Annotated in this window: 17 protein-coding genes; 11 read left to right on the top strand and 6 right to left on the bottom strand. The window is 39.9% G+C overall.

From position 1 onward, the window contains the following. Window positions 1–87: 87 nt before the first annotated feature. Window positions 88–1,374, top strand: coding sequence for an acetyl-CoA hydrolase/transferase family protein (locus ACTHN6_RS10730; protein ID WP_440435759.1), 1,287 nt, complete (start codon window positions 88–90; stop codon window positions 1,372–1,374). A 72-nt stretch (window positions 1,375–1,446) separates the two neighbouring features. Here the strand turns inward: ACTHN6_RS10730 and fusA are convergent, their stop codons facing one another. Next, entirely contained in the window at window positions 1,447–3,597 is a 2,151-nt protein-coding gene (gene fusA / locus ACTHN6_RS10725; protein ID WP_440435758.1) for an elongation factor G, read from the bottom strand. A gap of 166 nt (window positions 3,598–3,763) precedes the next feature. Further along, the gene (locus ACTHN6_RS10720) at window positions 3,764–5,308 is read right to left on the bottom strand and encodes an OmpA family protein (protein ID WP_440435757.1); all 1,545 of its coding nucleotides are present in this window, start codon (window positions 5,306–5,308) and stop codon (window positions 3,764–3,766) included. A 197-nt stretch (window positions 5,309–5,505) separates the two neighbouring features. Between ACTHN6_RS10720 and ACTHN6_RS10715 the strand changes: the two genes are divergently transcribed. From ACTHN6_RS10715 to ACTHN6_RS10705, 3 genes are read left to right on the top strand one after another with little or no spacing between them, the layout of a single operon-like run. Continuing rightward, window positions 5,506–6,468, top strand: a complete 963-nt coding sequence (locus ACTHN6_RS10715; RefSeq protein ID WP_440435756.1) for a polyprenyl synthetase family protein — start codon at window positions 5,506–5,508, stop codon at window positions 6,466–6,468. A gap of 10 nt (window positions 6,469–6,478) precedes the next feature. Further along, complete coding sequence (gene recJ, locus ACTHN6_RS10710; RefSeq protein ID WP_440435755.1) at window positions 6,479–8,176, top strand: single-stranded-DNA-specific exonuclease RecJ; 1,698 nt, start codon at window positions 6,479–6,481, stop codon at window positions 8,174–8,176. A 26-nt stretch (window positions 8,177–8,202) separates the two neighbouring features. Then, complete coding sequence (locus ACTHN6_RS10705; RefSeq protein ID WP_440435754.1) at window positions 8,203–9,264, top strand: glycosyltransferase; 1,062 nt, start codon at window positions 8,203–8,205, stop codon at window positions 9,262–9,264. 18 nt (window positions 9,265–9,282) lie between these two features. Here ACTHN6_RS10705 and ACTHN6_RS10700 read toward each other — a convergent pair whose 3' ends face one another. Both ACTHN6_RS10700 and ACTHN6_RS10695 read right to left on the bottom strand, forming a co-directional pair. Beyond that, on the bottom strand, window positions 9,283–9,852 hold the full coding sequence (locus ACTHN6_RS10700; RefSeq protein ID WP_440435753.1) for a pentapeptide repeat-containing protein: 570 nt from the start codon (window positions 9,850–9,852) through the stop codon (window positions 9,283–9,285). A gap of 20 nt (window positions 9,853–9,872) precedes the next feature. Then, window positions 9,873–12,314 (bottom strand): M1 family metallopeptidase, encoded by a 2,442-nt coding sequence (locus tag ACTHN6_RS10695; protein WP_440435752.1) that lies wholly within the window; start codon window positions 12,312–12,314, stop codon window positions 9,873–9,875. Between the two features lie 281 nt (window positions 12,315–12,595). Between ACTHN6_RS10695 and ACTHN6_RS10690 the strand changes: the two genes are divergently transcribed. The 7 genes from ACTHN6_RS10690 to ACTHN6_RS10660 all read left to right on the top strand — a co-directional run bounded on the left by ACTHN6_RS10690 (window position 12,596) and on the right by ACTHN6_RS10660 (window position 17,289). Beyond that, on the top strand, window positions 12,596–13,855 hold the full coding sequence (locus ACTHN6_RS10690) for a DUF4476 domain-containing protein (RefSeq protein ID WP_440435751.1): 1,260 nt from the start codon (window positions 12,596–12,598) through the stop codon (window positions 13,853–13,855). Window positions 13,856–13,870: 15 nt separating this feature from the next. Continuing rightward, window positions 13,871–14,623 (top strand): tRNA pseudouridine(38-40) synthase TruA, encoded by a 753-nt coding sequence (gene truA / locus ACTHN6_RS10685; RefSeq protein WP_440435750.1) that lies wholly within the window; start codon window positions 13,871–13,873, stop codon window positions 14,621–14,623. Between the two features lie 112 nt (window positions 14,624–14,735). Beyond that, window positions 14,736–15,506, top strand: a complete 771-nt coding sequence (locus ACTHN6_RS10680) for an AMP nucleosidase (RefSeq protein ID WP_440435749.1) — start codon at window positions 14,736–14,738, stop codon at window positions 15,504–15,506. A gap of 34 nt (window positions 15,507–15,540) precedes the next feature. Next, window positions 15,541–16,251, top strand: a complete 711-nt coding sequence (locus tag ACTHN6_RS10675; RefSeq protein WP_440435748.1) for a DUF4412 domain-containing protein — start codon at window positions 15,541–15,543, stop codon at window positions 16,249–16,251. Between the two features lie 402 nt (window positions 16,252–16,653). After that, window positions 16,654–16,842 carry a hypothetical protein gene (locus ACTHN6_RS10670; RefSeq protein WP_440435747.1) on the top strand — a complete coding sequence of 63 codons (189 nt, stop codon included), beginning with the start codon at window positions 16,654–16,656 and terminating at the stop codon, window positions 16,840–16,842. Window positions 16,843–16,873: 31 nt separating this feature from the next. Next, window positions 16,874–17,062 carry a hypothetical protein gene (locus ACTHN6_RS10665; protein WP_440435746.1) on the top strand — a complete coding sequence of 63 codons (189 nt, stop codon included), beginning with the start codon at window positions 16,874–16,876 and terminating at the stop codon, window positions 17,060–17,062. Between the two features lie 32 nt (window positions 17,063–17,094). Continuing rightward, on the top strand, window positions 17,095–17,289 hold the full coding sequence (locus tag ACTHN6_RS10660; protein WP_440435745.1) for a hypothetical protein: 195 nt from the start codon (window positions 17,095–17,097) through the stop codon (window positions 17,287–17,289). 73 nt (window positions 17,290–17,362) lie between these two features. Here ACTHN6_RS10660 and ACTHN6_RS10655 read toward each other — a convergent pair whose 3' ends face one another. Both ACTHN6_RS10655 and ACTHN6_RS10650 read right to left on the bottom strand, forming a co-directional pair. Further along, the gene (locus ACTHN6_RS10655) at window positions 17,363–18,241 is read right to left on the bottom strand and encodes an inositol oxygenase family protein (RefSeq protein WP_440435744.1); all 879 of its coding nucleotides are present in this window, start codon (window positions 18,239–18,241) and stop codon (window positions 17,363–17,365) included. Window positions 18,242–18,409: 168 nt separating this feature from the next. Then, the gene (locus tag ACTHN6_RS10650; protein ID WP_440435743.1) at window positions 18,410–20,038 is read right to left on the bottom strand and encodes a sodium/sugar symporter; all 1,629 of its coding nucleotides are present in this window, start codon (window positions 20,036–20,038) and stop codon (window positions 18,410–18,412) included. Window positions 20,039–20,124: the final 86 nt, after the last annotated feature.

The raw sequence follows: 20,124 nt of genomic DNA, 5'->3' as shown, positions 1-20,124 counted from the left end.
ATTAAATCAATAGCCTTATTTACAGCAGTAATGATGCTCGTCATATAAGAGTTATCGCTATTAAATATTTTTACAGCAAATTTTATCATGAAAATTCCAGTGCATTTTGTAACGCCTAAAGAAGCATTGTCTGTAATAAAAAGTAACCATCGTGTATTTATTCATGGCAGCGCACATACGCCTACCTATCTTTTAAAACACCTTGCTGGGGAAGCAGACAGGCTGCGTAATGTTGAAATTATTTCTATAAGCGTTTATGGCGATTTGCATATAAATAAGCCTGAGCTAAAAGATAGTTTCAGGCTTAATTCATTATTTGTATCGGCTGCGTTGCGGCAGGCGGTTAATGAAGGTTATGGCGATTATGTGCCTGTATTTCTCAGCGAGATACCAACCCTCTTCGACCAGAATATTCTGCCAATAGACGTGGCTATTGTACACGTATCACTGCCGGATGCGCATGGTTATTGTTCACTGGGTGTTTCTGTTGATATTGCCAAAAGCGCAATTAACAATGCCAGGTATATTATTGCACAGGTAAACCCGAATGCTCCGCGCTCACATGGCGACGGTATGATACATTGCAGCCGCTTTACATCAATGATTTATTGCGAAGATGCTTTGCATGAAGCGAATTTTTCAGAAAAATGCGGTCCTGAAACGCAGGTGATAGGAGAGCTGGTTGCCGGGCTTATTGAAGATAAAAGCACGCTTCAAATGGGCATTGGTGCCATACCCGATGCGGTATTAAGCTCGCTCACCAATCATAAAGATTTGGGCGTGCATACAGAAATGTGTTCTGATGGAATTATAAAGCTGGTTGAAAAAGATATCATAAACAATAAGTATAAAAAGATTCACCCAAGCAGAACTGTATCTTCTTTTGCGCTGGGTTCTAAACAATTGTATGATTATATAAACGACAGCCCTGCCTTTGCTTTTCTTGTAATAAATTATGTAAACGATCCGCATGTTATACGCCGTAACAATAAAATGGTGGCCATTAACAGCGCAATAGAAATTGATATAACCGGGCAGGTGTGCAGCGATTCTATTGGAACTTATCAATATTCCGGCGTTGGCGGCCAGATGGATTTTATGCGTGGCGCTGCCTTAAGTGAAGGCGGGAAGCCCATCATTGCTATTCCTTCCCGGACGGCGAAAGGCATTCCCCGTATTGTACCAATGCTTAAGCCCGGTGCAGGTGTTGTTACTACCAGGGCGCATGTACATTACGTGATAACTGAATATGGCGTGGCCTATTTATTTGGAAAAAATTTAAAACAACGTGCAAAAGCGCTTATAAACATTGCACACCCGGATGACAGGGAGGGTTTGGAAAAAGCCTGTTTTGAAAGGTTTAAAATGTTTTAATCTTTTCGCGTACACAAAAAAATAGGCCGACTTTATACAAGCCGGCCTATATGTGTGATTATGTAATGTTGATTAATCTTCTATTTTTACTTTGCCCTTGCTCTTTGCAATTACTTCTTCAGCAATGTTCGTTGGAGCAGGAGAATAGTGTGAGAATTCCATAGTTGAGGTTGCGCGACCGGATGACAATGAGCGCAACTGTGTTACATAACCAAACATTTCACTTAAAGGAACTTTGGCTTTAATAACCTGTGCGTTGCCACGGCTGTCCATCCCTTCCAATAAGCCACGCCGGCGGTTAAGGTCGCCTGTTACATCACCCATGTATTGATCAGGGGTAACCACTTCAACCCGCATAATGGGCTCAAGTAAAACCGGTTTAGCTTTTTTACCAGCTTCACGGAAACCGGATTTGGCACAAAGCTCAAAGCTCATGGAGTCAGAGTCAACTGCGTGGAAACTACCATCAAAGATGCGCACTTTCATGCTTTCCATGGGGTAAGCCGCCAGTACGCCTGTGCCCATTGAGCTTTCAAAACCTTTCTGAATAGCAGGTATAAATTCACGCGGAATGGAACCACCAAAAATGTCATTTATAAACTGGAACGATTTACCGGCATTTTCCTTCAGCCATTCTTGGTCTGCGGGGCCTATTTCAAATTGTATGTCAGCGAATTTACCACGGCCACCGGTTTGTTTCTTCAGCACTTCACGATGTTCAATGGTTTTGGTGAAGGCTTCTTTATAGGCAACCTGCGGATTACCCTGGTTTACTTCCACTTTAAACTCACGTTTCATACGGTCAACAATAATTTCAAGGTGTAATTCACCCATACCTGAAAGAATTGTCTGGCCTGTATCTTCATCAGTTTTTACGCGCAGTGTAGGATCTTCTTCCACTAACTTGGAAATGGCAAGGCCCATCTTGTCAACATCTGCCTGGGTTTTGGGTTCAACCGCAACCGAAATTACCGGTTCCGGAATAAACATATTTTCCAGGACGATAGGATTGTTTTCATCACATAATGTATCGCCTGTTTTTATTTCTTTAAAACCAACAGCAGCAGCTATATCGCCGGCCTCAATAAAATCAACAGGATTTTGCTTGTTGGCAAACATTTTCATAATACGGCTGATACGCTCGTTTTTACCACTGCGCATATTTCTTACATAAGAACCTGCGTCAAGATGACCGCTGTAACAGCGGAAGAAAGCAAGTCTTCCTACAAATGGATCAGTCATGATTTTGAAAGCCAATGCAGAAAAAGGAGCTTTTGGATCTGATTTTCGTGTAATTTCTTCTCCTGTATCCGGATCGGTACCCACTGTATCAGGAAGGTCAAGCGGAGAAGGGAGATAACGGCATACAGCATCCAAAGCAGTTTGCACACCTTTATTTTTGAAAGATGAGCCACACATCATTGGCACGATGCTCAAATCGATGGTTGCTTTACGGATTGCTTCATGTACTTCCGCTTCGCTTATTGTATCAGGATCATCAAAGAATTTCTCTAACAATTTTTCATCATATTCTGCAACAGCTTCAATTAATTGCCCTCTCCAATAATCCACGTCTTCCTTCATATCTTCAGGAATTGGGATTTCAGCATAGGTCATGCCTTCTGTAGCGTCGTCCCAAACTATACCCTTCATTTGGATCAAGTCAACAACTCCTTTAAAGTTATCTTCTGCACCAATTGGTAACTGTAAGGGAACGCTCTTGGCACCGAGCATTTCTTTTACCTGGGCCACAACATTTAAGAAATCGGCACCGGCGCGGTCCATTTTATTTACAAAGCCAATGCGGGGTACGCCATAGCGGTTTGCCTGGCGCCAAACGGTTTCGCTTTGAGGCTCCACACCGTCAACGGCAGAGAACAAGGCAATCAAGCCATCCAGTACACGCATAGAACGTTCAACTTCTACGGTAAAATCAACGTGGCCCGGAGTATCAATAATATTAAAATAATATTTTTTAGAATCAGCAGTAGGCTTTCCCTGCTGTGTGGGGAAGTTCCATTGGCAGCTTACGGCTGCAGAGGTAATGGTAATACCTCTTTCTTTTTCCTGTTCCATCCAATCGGTTGTTGCAGCACCTTCGTGAACTTCACCAATCCTGTGAATCATGCCGGTATAACGAAGAATGCGTTCCGTGGTGGTGGTTTTGCCGGCATCAATATGAGCAGCAATTCCAAAATTTCGTTGTAATCTTAAATCAGCCATATAAGTTATTATTAGTTATTTCATTTCAGCGATATTAAAATCCTGAAATTTTTTTGAGCGGCAAAGGTAATATTTTTTGGTGTTGCAGTTATATTTTAAAGGTTAATTAATTTCAATAAAAAAGCCGCTGAATTCAGCGGCTTTTTTATTATTTGAAAGATTATTATTAACCTTTTCTAAGATTTGGGTGAGGAGCGGGAACTGTGTTTGGACCTTCTTCTGTAGTCGGAACTAAATCTACAGTTGTTGCTGAGCCATCCATACCGTAAGTAAAGATAACGCGTGTTTCAGAAATACCTTGTTTTTCAGTAAGGTAAGTCTTGATAGCATTTACATGATCCCAGCTAAGCTGTTGAGCTCTCTTATCAGAAGCACCATAACCAACCAGTTTAACTTTACAAGTAGGATTAGCCTGTAATTGCTGAGCTACGTTGTCAAGTAAAGAAGTAGCAGTGCTGCTTAATTTAGCGCTGCCGCTCTTGAACTGTACGCTTGGTAAGCTGCCTATTGCGCAAACCGGAACTGCTGGCTGAATGTTCTTGCAGCATTCTGGTTCAGGACAAGTACCTACGCCGTCAGCATTAACAGGGAAGCAATTTTGAGGAGTAAGTTTTTCTTTGTCTTTGCAATCAGGAACGCCATCACCATCTGTATCAAGGCTAACACCTTTTACGTCAACTGCACAACCTGCAGGAGTGCTTGGTTCCATATCAAACTGGTCTGTTACACCGTCGCCGTCAGCATCAGGTAAAACAACCGGAGGAAGTTTCATGTGCTTTGGAGTGGCAACTTCGTTGTACAGGTAGTTGTTAGGATTAACCCACCATAAAGGTGCAGTGTGTGTAGCAGAGTTGCCAAGGTTAAATGCTATTTTAGCTGTAGAGAAAGCGAATTTATCTGCGCCGCCTCTTACAGAACCAGACTGGTTGATGTAACCGTCTAACATATCTATGCCTGTAAGCGGAGCTACGATTCTTTCTTCAACACCAAATGTAATTCTTGGGCTGATCCTGAAATCGATACCAGCACCAAAAGCTAAATTGTGATATAATGCCTGGTTTTTGTTGCCATTATCATCTTCATGGAAAGTAGAGATGAAGTTCTTTGAATCTTTCTGATAAAGATCGAAACGAACCGGTCCTGTTGCTGAGAAAATTCCATCATCAGGATTACCAGCGGCAACCTGAGAAGCAGCAATGCTGTAACCGGCAAATACATAATAGTTTACTTTAGGATTGCCTCTGAAAGAGCTGAGTGTGTTTAGTGAAGCAATCAAATCCAAGTTCAACATGTGCGTTGTGTTGGAGCTATACGGGATATAATTCCTATATCCAGGTATCTTTTGAATGCTGGCTACATAACCAACCCTGGTAGAGAATACATGGCTTAATGCGAAACGGGCTGCAACACCACCTGCAAATCCACCTGAATAACCATCAGCTAATATAGGGCGGTCGCCAATGATAATTGCATTGCCACCAAGTACTGATAATTCCCACATCCCGCGTGGCTTTGCCGGATAAGGATTCTGATAATTTACAAATTCGTTATACTGAGTTGTATTCGATACTTTACTAGAGTCATAAGCCCAGCTTGCATCGGTTGAACTTGTTGAAGACCCAGTAGTTGTTGTAGTACCATCTTGTGCATAAGATGAGATCTGCATTAGTCCTACAAGGGCTAAGAGCAATTTTAGCTTTTTGCTTACCATAGGTAAAATTTTAAATTGTTTAATGTTTCCCTTTAAAAAAATATAACCACAAAAGTACTCATTGATAATGAAATACCAAATTTTTGCTATCTATTTTCTTTTGATCAAACCGCTCTTATGACAAAAACTTTATTCATTATGCTGCATTTCCTTTACCAATTAGTTTTCCCATATCTTGCAACTGTTTGAAATTTTTAATGAAGAAAGCTATACAATTAATAGACCAAGATTTAACAAAGTTCGAAGAATACTTTAGCAAAGCCGTAAAAAGTAATGCTCCTTTGCTCGACAGGATTATGCAGTACATCGTGAAAAGAAAGGGCAAACAGATGCGGCCAATGTTTGTATTACTAAGCGCCAGGTTGGGAGGAGACATAACTGATACTACATACAGGGCCGCTTCACTGGTTGAACTATTACACACAGCCACATTGGTGCATGATGACGTTGTTGACGAATCTCCCGAACGGCGGGGTTTTTTTTCAATAAATGCGCTCTGGAAGAATAAAGTAGCGGTACTGGTGGGTGATTATTTGCTTTCCAAAGGTCTCTTGTTATCTCTGAACAATAACGACTATAAGGTATTACAAATACTTTCGGAGGCAGTAAGACAGATGAGCGAAGGTGAATTGTTGCAAATAGAAAAAGCAAGGAACCTGAACTTAAGCGAGGATATTTATTTTAATATCATAAAAGGGAAAACCGCCTCGTTGCTGTCGTCAGCCTGTGCGGCAGGAGCCAGCACTACCTTTCCTGATAATCAAAATATAGAAAAAATGCAACAATTTGGTGAAAAGGTAGGCATGGCATTCCAGATAAAGGATGATCTTTTTGATTATAGCAGCGAAAATGTGGGGAAGCCAACAGGTAATGATATAAAAGAAAAAAAACTCACTTTGCCGCTTATATATACTTTGAATAATTGTGAATCCAAACTCAGGAGAAAAATTATTTATATCGTAAAAAATGAGAACCGTGATCCTGAAAAAGTAAAATTTGTTATTAACACAGTTAACGAATGTGGCGGAATAGATTATGCAACACGTAAAATGCTTTCTTTCAGAGATGAAGCTTTGGCATTATTACATAGCTTTCCTGTAGCCGATACAAGAGATGCACTTGAAGATCTGGTTAGATATACCACCGACCGGCAGTTTTAGCCTTTGAATTATGCAAAAGCGATGGAACATATTACCCTTTGATGAAACTGCAACACTTCAACTGCAGCAGGCACTTCGCATAAATAATACAATCTGTAATATTCTTGTGCAGCGCGGTATTGACACCTATGATAAAGCACATGATTTTTTTCGCCCACAGCTTAACCAACTGCATGATCCCTGGCTGATGAAAGATATGCTGAAAGCAGTTACCCGCATTATCGCAGCTATCAGCAATAACGAAAAAATCCTGGTTTTCGGCGATTATGATGTGGATGGAACTACTTCCGTTGCCTGCATGTACCAGTTTTTAAAATCAATATACCCGCAGGTTGCTTATTATATTCCACATCGGTATAAAGAAGGTTATGGAATATCGAAAGCAGGTATTGACTTCGCTTATGAAAGTAAGTTTTCTTTGATTATTGCGCTTGACTGCGGGATAAAATCTGCGGAGCTTATTAATTATGCAAAAAAGCTTAGCATTGATTTTGTTATTTGCGATCACCATTTACCCGATGAAATAATTCCCGATGCAGTTGCGGTACTCGATCCAAAACAGAAAGACTGCAATTATCCTTATAAAGAATTATGCGGCTGCGGTGTTGGGTTCAAATTAATGCAGGCTTTAAGTGATGAATTAGGTCTTTCGTCAGATTATTATCTGAAATATATTGACCTGGTTGCTGTGGCCATAGCTGCAGATATCGTTCCTATAGATGGTGAGAACCGTATCCTGGCATTTCACGGATTGAAGAAAGTAAATGAAAATCCATCCGTGAGTTTAAAAGCCCTGCTTTCACTGGCGGGGATGCAAAAAAAAGTGCATATAAACAGCCTTGTATTTATTGTGGCGCCCCGCATAAACGCCGCCGGCAGGATGGATGATGCAAAAAAGGCTGTGCAACTGTTTATTGAGGAAGACTATGATAAGGCGATGGAATACGCCGAATTACTACACAACGATAATACAGAACGAAAAGAAGCCGACAGCAATATTACAGATGAGGCTCTAAGCTTAATTGAAAGCGATGCCATATTAAAACAACGCAAAACGACCGTTCTTTATAAAGAGCACTGGCACAAAGGCGTTGTGGGTATTGTTGCCTCAAGATTAATTGAAAATTATTACAGGCCTACTATTGTGCTTACAAAAAGCGGCGATATTATTGCCGGCAGCGCCCGCAGTGTGCCGGGGTTCAATTTATATGAGGCTATACATGCATGCAGGGAACACCTGCTCGGTTATGGCGGCCATTTTGCCGCTGCGGGCTTATCAATGCTGGAAGATAAATTGCCTGGGTTTATTGACAGTTTTGAGAAGGTTGTATCGCAAACTATTGCAGAAGAATTATTAATACCCGAAATTATAATTGATGCAGAGCTTTCTTTTAGTGAAATAAACTTTACATTTTTAAATATTATAGAGCAGATGGAACCTTTTGGTCCCGGCAATATGCGGCCTGTTTTTATTAGCCGTAATGTGAAAAATACCGGTTATTCAAAAATGGTGAAGGAAACCCATGTGCGGTTTGTGTTGCAGCAGCACGATAAAATATTAACCGGCATTGGTTTCAATATGGCCGAAAAATTTGCTTTGCTGGAATCAAACCTGCCACTCGATGTAGTTTATACCTTAGATATTAATGAGTGGAATGGAGAAAGAATGATACAAATGAAGATGATCGATTTTAAGTTGTCGGCATAATTCTTATTGCTCAAATATTTTTGCTTATGATGAAAGTTGTACATATAACGGAAGCCTTTGAAGGCGGCGTAATAGAATTTTTACGATGCCTTACCAACAGCACGCCTGACATTGAACATACTATAATTTATGGCCGTCATCATTTTTTTGAAAAAGCGCACAAATCATTTCCGGCTGATGTAAAGTTTATAGCCTGGCCCGATGTAAATACAAAAATTTCTCCCCGCAGCGATATAAAGGCTTTAAGGCATTTAATTAAAATTTTAAAAGATTTACAGCAAGTTGATATTATTCATCTTCATTCTGCAAAAGCCGGTATTCTTGGACGGATTGCCGCCAGGCGCACAGGCCATAAAAAGGTAATTTATGCGCCGCATGGGGCAACTTTCTTACGTAAAGATGTTTCAGCATTGGCACGAACCGCTTTTGCCACCATTGAAAAAGCAGTAAGTATTTTTCCTGCCAAAGTAGTTGGCGTTTCAAGGTCAGAAGCGGATGCCTATCGCCGCATCGGTATTCGGGCAAGCCATGTGAACAACGGAAAATTCTTTCCCGCGACACCTGAAAAAAAATTGCCCGGAGATATATTCACAATTGTAACTACAGGCCGTGCCATGCGGCAAAAGAACCCAGCTTTATACAATACAATTGCATCGGCATTTACTGATAATAAAAAAATTCAGTTTATATGGATAGGTGATGGCGATGAGCGTCAATTTCTTTCATCTCCTAACATAAAAATAACAGGCTGGGTTGACAGGCCTGAAGTTGAAAATAATCTTCGCAACGCGGATCTCTATATTTCAACCGCCTTATGGGAAGGCCTTTCTTATGCGGTACTGGAAGCTATGAGCATGCGGCTTCCGCTGTTACTTACTAATTGCCCCGGCAATAATGATCTTGTAGAGAACAGTATTAATGGATTTCTTTATAATTATCCCGCACAGGCCATAGATTTTATTAACCAGTATTTTAATAACCCTCAATTATTACGGGTGCACGGCGAAGCTTCTTACAGCATGTTGCAATCAAATTTTAGCGTGGAGCAAATGGCGCAGGGTTATCGCGAAGTGTATGCTTCAATGTAACATATAAGCCAACCGGTATTATTCAATAATAATATTGTATTTAGCCAAAAGGCCTGCAATATTCGCCAGTGAAAACCTCGCCTGTTTTATTTTATTAAGTTCAGGATTGATGGAATAATTATAAGACGTTGTTAGATCAGCTTTCTCAAGCACTGTATTTTCAAACTTTGCATTGAGAAAATTGCAGCCTGAAAAAACAGCGCCGGTTGCATCGCATTCTGAAAAATCAGCTTCCTGCAACCGGCAGTTTTTAAAAATAGTTTTTTTAATTGTTGTTCTATAAAAAGACGCGTTATCCAATATGCAATTATCGAAGCTGAAAGCAACGCCAAGTTTATTGCAGCCATCAAATAAAAGCCCGATCATTTTGCAACCTTGAAATTGTACATCCCTGAAATTGGTGCCATGCAATTGTACAAGGCTCAGGTTACAGTTAATAAACCTGCAGTCAATAAATGCTGTTTCAGAAAAATCAGCCTTTGATAAATCAATATGATTGAAACTGCAGTTTTCAAAACTGTTTTGTGCAAAAATGATATGCCTGCCTGCTTCAGCAGTAAAATCTTTGTCTTCAATAAAATCGCTCATACATATCGTATTACTGCAGCTTATTCTTTCATAGCATTGGCCACATAAGCCTGTACTTCACCACCTTTGGCCGCACCTATTTTTTGCAGTGCCTCATTTATATAGGGGTATAAATTTTCTTTGTAGGCAGATGGTATTTTATTCCTGAAAGCAACAACCTTATCAACGCCATTTTTTATTTGTTGTTCATCACTGAGTTTGGAAAGATAATTACAGAAGTAAGCTGTAAGGTTAAGCTTGGATTGAGTTGGCAAACCCTCATACTTTGTTACGATCATATCATAATCTGCAGGATTGCCGGTTAAGATAAAAATAGTGGTTACAATTTCATTCAAATCACCCCTGGCGTCCTCCGCATGTTTTGTTGCAAGCGAATAAGCGTTTGAAGGGTTGAGATTACTTAAGCCAATTAACGAAGCGCCGGCAACGCTGTAAGAAGAATCATTGATGCCTTTTTCAAACAAAGGCTGGTATTTAACATTGCGCAATGCTGCCAGCAAGGTTAAAGCTTTTGCTTTTGTTTTATTATCATTATCCGTTTGCGCTATGTGTTCAACGGTTTGCTGTAATGACGTATCTGCCATGGCATTCTCCACTTCACCCAGCCTGTCAAGCGTAAAACTCCTGATGCCATAATATTTATCATTCAGGCCAAGGCTTAAATCTTTCGTCATGTTTTTATCGGCAAAATATTGCAGCGCCTCCCGGCGGTCAAGATATAACGGCGCATACTTTAACTGTGCCCTGAAATTATCATCTGTTTTATGATCTATCTTTTCACAAAGCAAAGTTTTATCACCATCAAAATTGACAAGGTCCGGTTTGGTAGTATAGCTAAAAGTAAAAGTATCAACAGGGTTTTGTATCCAAACCTGGTGGCGCTCTTTAGTTGAACCATGATAAATATCAATATACACAGGCATCTTAAAAATTTGCTGTGTTTGATTCTGTTCAACAATTACAGCAACTGTATGTGCAGAATCGTTATATACATAATTAATATCCAGGATAGGATGGCCTTCGCCATAATACCATTCGTTCCAGAACCAGTTTAAGTCCTGGCCTGTTACACTTTCAAAAGCCAGGCGCAACTGTTGTGCTTCGCCGTTTTTAAATTTATTATCTGTAAGATATTTGTGCAGCGATGCAAAAAATGCATCTTCTCCTACATAATTGCGCAGCATATTTAATATACGGCCGCCCTTTGCATAGCTTACATCATCAAACATATCTTCTTTATCAGCATAATTAAAACGCACCAGCGTTTTGTTTTCACTGCCGCTGTTAAGATAGCTTTGCATGCCGGTATAATTTGTTTCATCACCTTTATCTTTCCCGTATTTGTGTTCATTCCAAAGCGTTTCGCTGAAATCGGCAAAGCTTTCATTCACGGTAAGATTGCTCCAGCTTTCGGTAGTAACCAAATCGCCAAACCACTGGTGGAACAATTCATGTGCAATTACATCTTCCCAGGAATTGCCATCTTTTAATTCACGTGCATTCTGGTAAGCGCCATCGCCATGCAATGTTGATGTGGTATTTTCCATGGCCCCGCTTACATAATCGCGCCCAACTATCTGGCTGTATTTCTGCCAGGGATAATCAATTCCTAATTTATCAGAATAAAACTTAATCATTTCAGGCGTATGACCAAAAATGCCACGTGCTACAGGCGCATATTCTTTCTCCACATAGTACGCTACTTCTTTTCCTTTATAGCTGTCTTTAACTATGCTGTAATCGCCAACGCCCATGAAAAATAAATATGGTGATTGCGGTAAATCCATCTTCCAGGTATCGGTGCGGGTGCCATCGTTGTTTTTCTTTTTGTTTACAAGAAGGCCGTTGCTGAGGGTAACATATTTATCTGGCACCGTCATGGAAATTTCATCCGTTAGTTTTTGATTGGGCTTATCAATCGTTGGCATCCATACAGAATTATGTTCGGTTTCGCCCTGCGTCCATATCTGGATTGGTTTGGTTGTATCTTTTCCCAGCGGGTTAATAAAATACAAGCCCTTTGCATCGGTTATGGCAGCACTTCCCTTTTCGCGCCATTCATTGGGTTTTGAAACGTAATCAATATATACCGTATAATTTTCATCTGCTTTATACGTTTTATTTAATTTAATGCGAAGGAATGTGCTGTCATACGAATATTTGAGCGGCGCTTTCTTTCCCTTTTCAAAAAGCGCAACTTCATTAATGTTCATGCCTTTGGCGTCAAGTATCAATGAATCTGTAGGATAAAAATGCGGGTGCGCTGTAAGCCATTCTTTTCCATACATGTAAGATTTGGCATAATCAAACCTTACATCAAGTTTTGTATGAACAAGGTCGTTCACCTTAGTGGCTTCGGCCCTGTAAATATTTCTCCAGGATGAATCGGGTTTTGTTGAATCGCTTTGGGCAAACGTTCCGATGCCTGCAAGCAGGAAAAGAATTAAGAGGCTTTGTTTCATTCGCATATTTTTTGTTTTTAATAGTCTTGTGAAACTCCGCCAATTAGTTGTTTTCCTGTATAAGAAAATATTATGGATCGTTTCATGTATGTTATTTTGTTGCCGCCAAGCACTCAATGTGCGGAAATGTAATTTTAGGGCAACAAAAGTAAAGGTGAATAATACATACATCAGATGTATAAATGGTTAAAATATGTGAGCCGGTGTTGGCAGTATAGGCGCAGCAGGTTTATTTTATATTAGTTTTGTGAGCGCAAAAAGCATTGTATAAATAGCATATCATGAGGTATCCCGTAAAACTTTCAGGATTATTACTCTTTTTCTGCATGGCTTGCCTGGCTGTTAAGGCCCAGCAAAAACATTTTATTTATGTGCAAAGTGAAGACCGGCAGCAGTTTGCGGTTATAATGGATGGCAAAGTATATAGCTCTTCAGACTATGGGTATGTTATCATTCCCAAACTTGACGATGGTGAATATAAGTTTACAGTAAGCTTTCCGCTAAACAAATTTCCCGACCAGGCTTTTAGCTGCACTATAAATAAAAAGGATGCTGGTTTTTTTCTTAAGAACGGGGCCAACGGATGGGCGCTTGAAAATATGCAGAACCAGAAATCATTAGAGAGCAGTACAGCGAAAGCCAATGACAATAATGCTTTCAGCGATATGCTTTCGGATGTGGTGAGCGATTCAACGCTTAACCAACCTGTAGTTACCGCTCCGCCTCCTGAAGCTGAGAAACCGGTTACCGATGCAGGCAATGATGTGGAAATTGCACCTGCGGCAACCGAAACAGTTGACGCGCATCAGCCTGAAAAAATTGGCGAATTAAAGGGAGACACGGGCACCAATCTCGTATTTGTTGATCAATCGCAAAGCGGCATTGATACCATCAGCGTTTTTATTCCTGCTGACCAGGAAGCAAAAATTTCTAAACCTGCAGAAGAAACTGCCGCCAACAATACGATTCCTCAAGACTCTTTAAAGGAGACAGCTTTTCAAAATACAAACCCTCCTGAATTAAAACAGGAAGCTAAAGCAAGCGAACCTGTTTTTCTGGATCATGATAAGCCTGCAGATACCGGCTCGGAGAAAACAACGTCTGACATCTCCAATCCTTTTTATAATGCTGAAGAAAATAAAACGCCTGCTACTTCAGCGCCGGTTGAAACAAATACAGAAGCTGCTGCACCCACAGAAAATAATAGCAATAATACAGTTGTTAATAATGCTGCGGCGGGCACACGCCAGGATTGCGATGATATGCTTTCTGATGATGCATTCAGCAAGCTTAAGCGCAAAATGTTTTCGCAGGATAACGACGATGCCATGGTGCGGTATGCTGTAAAATTTATAGGCAAAAAATGTATATCAACCGATCAGGTTAAAGCGCTTGGCAGTTTATTTTCGAGTGATGATGGCCGTTATAATTTATATGATGCTTTATATAAGTATGTGTATGATTATGGCAACTATGCGAGCTTATCCAGCCAGATTTTAGATCCATATTATAAAAAACGTTTTGCAGCATTGCTGCGATAACAACAAGCTGCAACCATGCCACGCTATTTTATTGAGGTCGCTTATATGGGAACCCGTTACAGCGGTTTCCAGGTGCAGTTAAATGCAAATACCATACAGGCTGAGGTGGCGCGTGCATTAAAAATTTTCTTTGGAAAGGAGTTTGAATTAACAGGTTCATCCCGCACAGATGCAGGCGTGCATGCCGTGCAGAATTTTTTTCATTTTGATACAGGCACCGAAATAAGCAGTAAAGCAGTTTACAGCCTTAACGCCATATTGCCTTACGATATAGTTGTAAAAAATATTGTTGAGGTTAAGCCGGAGGCGCATTGCCGTTTCAATGCAATTTCAAGAACCTACCATTATCATATAACCCGTTTTAAAAATCCCTTTTGCTTTGGCCGTGCTTATTATTACCCTTTTAAAGCCAATATAAATTTGTTGCAGGAATTGGCCACAGCCATTACCACATTTAATAATTTCACTTCTTTCTCTAAAAAGAAAACACAGGTTAAAACATTTAATTGCACAATTGAATATTCCCGCTGGATTTTTGAAGATAATAACTGGCGGTACGAAATAAAAGGCGACAGGTTTTTACGCGGTATGGTTAAAGGCCTTGTTGGCACCATGCTGAAACTTTCAAAACATAATAAAACCATAGCAGACCTTGCTGATATTTTTGAAAAGCAAAACCCTTCAGCAGCAGATTTTTCCGTTGCGTCCGACGGGCTTTTTTTGATGTCGGTTGAGTTTAAAGAAAGTATATTTCATAACCTGGTTTGAGCCGCCCGGCGCAATACACGTTGAATATAAATCCAGCATAGATTTTTGTTCCTGTTTCTGCTGGAAACTTTTATGGTGCATCTATGGCAATAATTAAAACTAATTTTGGTGCATGACTTCAAAACAGCAAATCGTTGATAACTGGCTGCCGCGTTATACAGGGCAATCATTAAAAGATTTCGGATCGTATATTCTTCTTACCAATTTCAGCAATTATGTAAAAAGCTTTGCTGAAATTTTTAATACGGAAGTTATCGGCATCGACAAGCCTTTTCAATGCGCAACAGCAGAAAAAATTTCAATCATCAATTTCGGGATGGGCTCACCAGGCGCTGCAACCATAATGGATTTATTATCGGCCATCAACCCAAAAGCCGTTTTGTTTTTAGGTAAATGTGGTGGCCTTAAAAAACGCAATAAGCTTGGCGATCTTATCTTGCCTATCGCTGCAATAAGAGGGGAGGGCACATCAAACGATTATTTTCCGCCGGAAGTGCCTGCCTTGCCAGCCTTTGCTTTGCAAAAAGCTATTTCAACCACCATAAGAGATTATCGCACCGATTACTGGACAGGCACCGTTTACACCACCAACAGGCGGGTTTGGGAACATGATGACGAGTTTAAAAATTATCTTGCTAAAATACGGGCGTATGCCATTGATATGGAAACAGCTACCATATTTACCGTAGGTTTCTATAATAAAATTCCTACCGGCGCTTTGCTGCTGGTAAGCGACCAGCCTATGATTCCTGAAGGCGTAAAAACAAGCGAAAGTGATAAAAAGATTACAGAACAATATGTGCAAAGACATTTGAACATAGGCATCGACAGCCTGAGGCAATTAATTAATAAACAGGAAACAGTAAGACACCTCCGGTTTTAATTTCTTTGTAAATTGCTATGCTAAAAATAAAATAATGAAAAACACTACATCTGTATGCAATTATGCCAAGAATATTGCAAACCTGTTTTTATTCATGTGCCTCTTCTTATGTATAAATGTTCAGGCGCAGGACAGCAAGGATTATAAATTCAGGCTTGGTATCACCTACAATACTTCATCGGGCGATAAAGCGCATGATATAAGTATGTGGTTATCTGATGATGCTTATACCGGCATTGAGGCTTCGGAAAGCGGTGGAAGTGCTTTCATTATTTTTAATATGAAAGATAAAAAGATGATTACTATAATGGAAGCGCAGAAAATGGCCATGATTATGGACCTTGGAAAATACCAGCAGATGATGGCGCAAAAGATGGAAGAAGCCGAAGATTCGCTGCCAAAAGTAAAGGTTGAAAAAACGGGTGTTACAGAAAAAATACTGGGATACAATTGCGATCAATATAAAATTACAGGCGATAAAAGCCAGACGCTTGTATGGATAACAAAGGAGCTTGGCAGCGGTTTTGCCGGTTTTTCAAAAAGCCTTATGATGATGCTGAATAATGGCCGGGGCAAGACGCAGGGCGCTTCTGTTCCTGACATCCAGGCTGCCGCAGATGGCGTGATGATGAAAATGGAAGCAACAGACCTTTCTTCCAATAAAGTAACAAAAATGGAAGCTACAGCCATTAATAAAGACGGGAAGGAAGTAAATATCAGTGATTATAAGATTATGAGTATGTAAACCTCCGTATTGTACTATTGCCTCGCTGTATTATAATCAGCCACAGACGCACAGGAAGTTTTGTGCATCCGTGGCTGATAAATTTTTATCAACCCTCACATTTTCACAGATAGTTTCTCCCTTTTTCCAGGCTTGCTTCATTTCTATTTGAAGATTCCTTTATCTAAAGTTTCCCTAGCCTTGGATTCTCTTTCATCATTTCATCAATTTATTTTACCGCTCATCACCGTTTTATAAAAGTATTTTTTTTATAAATTATTGGATATCAACACAAATTGTATATTAATAATACTTTCCACTGCACATTACCTAAAATAAAATAGTATTATGTTTTGCATAGTACTGAAAAATACCTTTATCTTTGTGATGTCAATTAATCAATAACAATAAAAAACAAAAAATATGAGAACAGAATTCATCAGCCTTTTTGCAGAATTAAATGCAATGGAGCTTGAAAATCTAACAAGGGAAACCAGGGAAACAATTGCTGCTGATGTACATGTTGAAGAGAAAAAAACTGTATTCACTGCAGCCAACCTCTGGAGCATTCACAACCGGAGGCGCGAAAGAACCTCAAGAAGGTATATGTAATCAAATTAACCAACCAATAAAATATTTTAAAATGAGAACGCAATTAACCAGCCTGTTTACAACATTAAACACCACAGCGCTTGAAAATTTAACGAGAGAAATAAAAGAAACCGTTGCTACCGGCATCCAGGTTAGAAATGTAAAACCTGTATTTACCGCAGCTAATCTTTGGAACATTCACAACATGCGGCGTGAAAGAACCTCAAGAAGGTATATGTAATCAAATTAACCAACCAATTAAAAATATTTTGTATGAGAACTGAATTCATTAACCAGTTTGCAGAAATGAACGCCTTGACACTGGAAAATTTAATAAAGGAAACAAAAGAAACTGTTGCTACTGATGTGCACGCTGAAAACACAAAACCTGTGTTTACGGCAGCAAACCTGTGGAACATTCATAATAAAAGAAGGGTAAGAGCGGGAGGAAGGATGTATGTTGCCTGATTATAATCCAGGCTTAAAAATTAACGGCGCAGCTTTAATGGCTGCGCCGTTTTTATATCCAGATTAATTTTACCTAAAGGCAAACTTCTTCAGGAAGATATTTTGCAATCAGGTCTTCATAATATGATTTCAATTCTGAAACAACCGGCGGTTTCGGGCTTTTGGAATATAAATCGTAAGGATTGAATTTCCGCACCCAGTCAAACATTTTGCGGTCATGGTCATTTAATAAATGATCATAAGCATTTTCGCGGTGCTGCGAATAAAAAGAATGATAACGTATCATGTACAGCGATGGTTCCGGCATATAATCTTTTACTATCTGGTATAAATATTCATCATGGCCCCAGCTCATGTGCACATTATCCAGGCCGCAACCATGTTCATAAACGCCATACTTGGTATTGTACCGTTCATCTTTACTATCGGGATTAGCGTCGAAAAATTCAGGGTAAACAATTTTATCGGAATGGGCGCAGCCAACAGGAAAAGTATCGCCCACCACGGCCCACTGCGGTTCGCCAAATAAGCACAGCACTTTGCCCATATCATGAATAAAGCCGGTGAGTATAAACCAGTCGGGATGTCCATCGGCGCGAATGGCTTCTGCTGTTTGTAATAAATGCTGCAACTGGTCCAGCTCAATATCGGGATCGGAATCATCAACCAGCGTATTTAAGAATTCCATGGCTTCCCAAACTTTTAATTTTTTGCGGTTGAACTGTAAAAAATCTTTCCGCTTTTCCATTACAAAATCGTAAGTCTGGTATTTATGGTTGAGGCGGTAAAATTCCCGCACCGTATCCCTGCCTGGATTATCGTAATTGCGAAATTCTTCTTTCGCTTTTGCAGGCGCATCGGCTTCGGGATAACGTTCCAGCACATCATCTTCCCATTGTTCTATGCTGTGCAACGGGCTAATTTCTTCTTTTGTGAAATTCGCAGCATTCATTATTTGATGTTTTTTAGTGCATAAAAATAGCTCTTTTTTGCAGATTAGTTTATTACTGCTCTCAGCGGATTTAAACCAGAATATATTAAAACACAAAGTTTCATTAAAAAGCTGCCCGATCTTAGCTGCGGCAATAATTTGTTTGTGCTTTTTGTAGTTCAAAAGGCATTACCAGAAAACAGTGTATAAAGCAGCAAGAATGCCAACAATAATTACCGAACCAATTATAAAACCAGGTGAGCAGCGAAACATGCTTGTATCAATTTCAAGCGCTTTAGGATTATGTTTCGTTTTCTTATCTGCAAGACTAATGAAGATCATAAGCACAATAATTATTACAAACACAATCGTCATGCGGTCAAGAAAGGGGTAATCCGGAAAAGCGCCATTTGTCCACACAGGTAAAAATTTAAGGATGGTTGAAAGTGGAATAGTTAACAAAGTTGCGGTTAATGCAGCAGCAGAATTAGTGCGTTTCCAGAAGAAACCAAGCAGGAAAATAGCCAGCACACCCGGTGAAATAAAACCAACATATTCCTGTATAAACTGGTAAGCCTGGTCGAGGCTTTTTAATGCCGGCGCCACAATGCCGGCGAGTATCATAGCTACAATAACGGTAAGGCGGCCCGTTAAAACAAGCTTTTTTTCTGAAGCATTTTTATTGATATATTTTTTATAAATGTCCAGCGAAAAAATGGTGGAAATACTGTTGGCTTTGCCGGCAAGTGAAGCAACAATAGCTGCTGTTAATGCGGCAAATGCAAGCCCTTTTAATCCATCGGGCAGCAGGTTCATTAATGTAGGATAAGATTGATCTGGTTTGATAACACCATTGCTCATCATTTCCTGCTGAAACATGCCGTTTTGGTGCATAACAAACATAGTGATGCCGGGAATTACGACGATTAAAGGAACGAGCAGTTTTAAAAATCCGGCAAATAAAATTCCGGAGCGTGCTGTTTTTAAATCTGCGCCTAATGCCCGCTGCACGATGTATTGATTACAGCCCCAGTAATTAAGGTTGTTGATCCACATACCACCAATTAAAACCGATAATCCCGGCAGGTCTTTATAATAAGGATTTGATTTATCAAATATCATGTGAAAATGCGAAGGCGCTTTTTCACGTATAATGCTTAAACCTTTTAATACATCTTTTCCAAAACCAAAATGTTCCGATACAAGGTTGAGAGCAAGAAAGGTTGTAACTAATCCACCCATAATTAAAACCAACACCTGTATTACATCGGTATAACCAATCACTTTCATGCCGCCAAGCGTAACAATAATCGAAAAAATACCGAGGCCGGTCATGCACCATTCAAAGCTTATTCCAGATATAGAATTTACGGCCAGCGCACCGAGATAAATAATGGAAGTGAGGTTAACAAACACATACACCAGCAGCCAGAATATAGCCATGATGGTGCTTACTTTATCGTTGTACCGCCGCGATAAAAATTGCGGCATGGTATAAATCTTATTTTTTAGATAAACAGGAATAAAGAAGATAGCAACAATTATCAGCGTGGCAGCGGCCATCCATTCATACGTTGAAATAGCAAGCCCTAATGCAAAGCCTGAACCGCTCATGCCGATAAAATGTTCTGCTGAAATATTGGATGCAATAAGTGATGCGCCGATTGCCCACCAGGTTAAAGATCCTTCGGCCAGGAAGAAATCTTTTGAATCCATGTGGGCAGATTTCTTTTTATGATATATCCAATAACCATAAACAGCAACAACAATAAAATAAATAAGGAATACAATGTAGTCGGGCGTTTTTAAATGATTCATCTGGGTGCAATCGTTGAATGAAAAAGGAAAGTAAATATTTTTTGAACAAATGCCGCCATAAATACAACGGCTTCAAATTACCGTTG

This window comes from Parafilimonas sp. (assembly GCF_051953455.1).
In the GTDB taxonomy this organism is placed as follows: domain Bacteria; phylum Bacteroidota; class Bacteroidia; order Chitinophagales; family Chitinophagaceae; genus Parafilimonas.
This window is presented reverse-complemented; position numbering and strand designations above follow the sequence as displayed.

Excerpts from the sequence above, each read along its gene's own strand:
- ACTHN6_RS10730 (WP_440435759.1), top strand. The coding sequence starts at position 88 with ATGAAAATTCCAGTGCATTTTGTAACGCCTAAAGAAGCATTGTCTGTA.
- fusA (WP_440435758.1), bottom strand. The coding sequence starts at position 3,597 with ATGGCTGATTTAAGATTACAACGAAATTTTGGAATTGCTGCTCATATT.
- ACTHN6_RS10720 (WP_440435757.1), bottom strand. The coding sequence starts at position 5,308 with ATGGTAAGCAAAAAGCTAAAATTGCTCTTAGCCCTTGTAGGACTAATG.
- ACTHN6_RS10715 (WP_440435756.1), top strand. The coding sequence starts at position 5,506 with ATGAAGAAAGCTATACAATTAATAGACCAAGATTTAACAAAGTTCGAA.
- recJ (WP_440435755.1), top strand. The coding sequence starts at position 6,479 with ATGCAAAAGCGATGGAACATATTACCCTTTGATGAAACTGCAACACTT.
- ACTHN6_RS10705 (WP_440435754.1), top strand. The coding sequence starts at position 8,203 with ATGATGAAAGTTGTACATATAACGGAAGCCTTTGAAGGCGGCGTAATA.
- ACTHN6_RS10700 (WP_440435753.1), bottom strand. The coding sequence starts at position 9,852 with ATGAGCGATTTTATTGAAGACAAAGATTTTACTGCTGAAGCAGGCAGG.
- ACTHN6_RS10695 (WP_440435752.1), bottom strand. The coding sequence starts at position 12,314 with ATGAAACAAAGCCTCTTAATTCTTTTCCTGCTTGCAGGCATCGGAACG.
- ACTHN6_RS10690 (WP_440435751.1), top strand. The coding sequence starts at position 12,596 with ATGAGGTATCCCGTAAAACTTTCAGGATTATTACTCTTTTTCTGCATG.
- truA (WP_440435750.1), top strand. The coding sequence starts at position 13,871 with ATGCCACGCTATTTTATTGAGGTCGCTTATATGGGAACCCGTTACAGC.
- ACTHN6_RS10680 (WP_440435749.1), top strand. The coding sequence starts at position 14,736 with ATGACTTCAAAACAGCAAATCGTTGATAACTGGCTGCCGCGTTATACA.
- ACTHN6_RS10675 (WP_440435748.1), top strand. The coding sequence starts at position 15,541 with ATGAAAAACACTACATCTGTATGCAATTATGCCAAGAATATTGCAAAC.
- ACTHN6_RS10670 (WP_440435747.1), top strand. The coding sequence starts at position 16,654 with ATGAGAACAGAATTCATCAGCCTTTTTGCAGAATTAAATGCAATGGAG.
- ACTHN6_RS10665 (WP_440435746.1), top strand. The coding sequence starts at position 16,874 with ATGAGAACGCAATTAACCAGCCTGTTTACAACATTAAACACCACAGCG.
- ACTHN6_RS10660 (WP_440435745.1), top strand. The coding sequence starts at position 17,095 with ATGAGAACTGAATTCATTAACCAGTTTGCAGAAATGAACGCCTTGACA.
- ACTHN6_RS10655 (WP_440435744.1), bottom strand. The coding sequence starts at position 18,241 with ATGAATGCTGCGAATTTCACAAAAGAAGAAATTAGCCCGTTGCACAGC.
- ACTHN6_RS10650 (WP_440435743.1), bottom strand. The coding sequence starts at position 20,038 with ATGAATCATTTAAAAACGCCCGACTACATTGTATTCCTTATTTATTTT.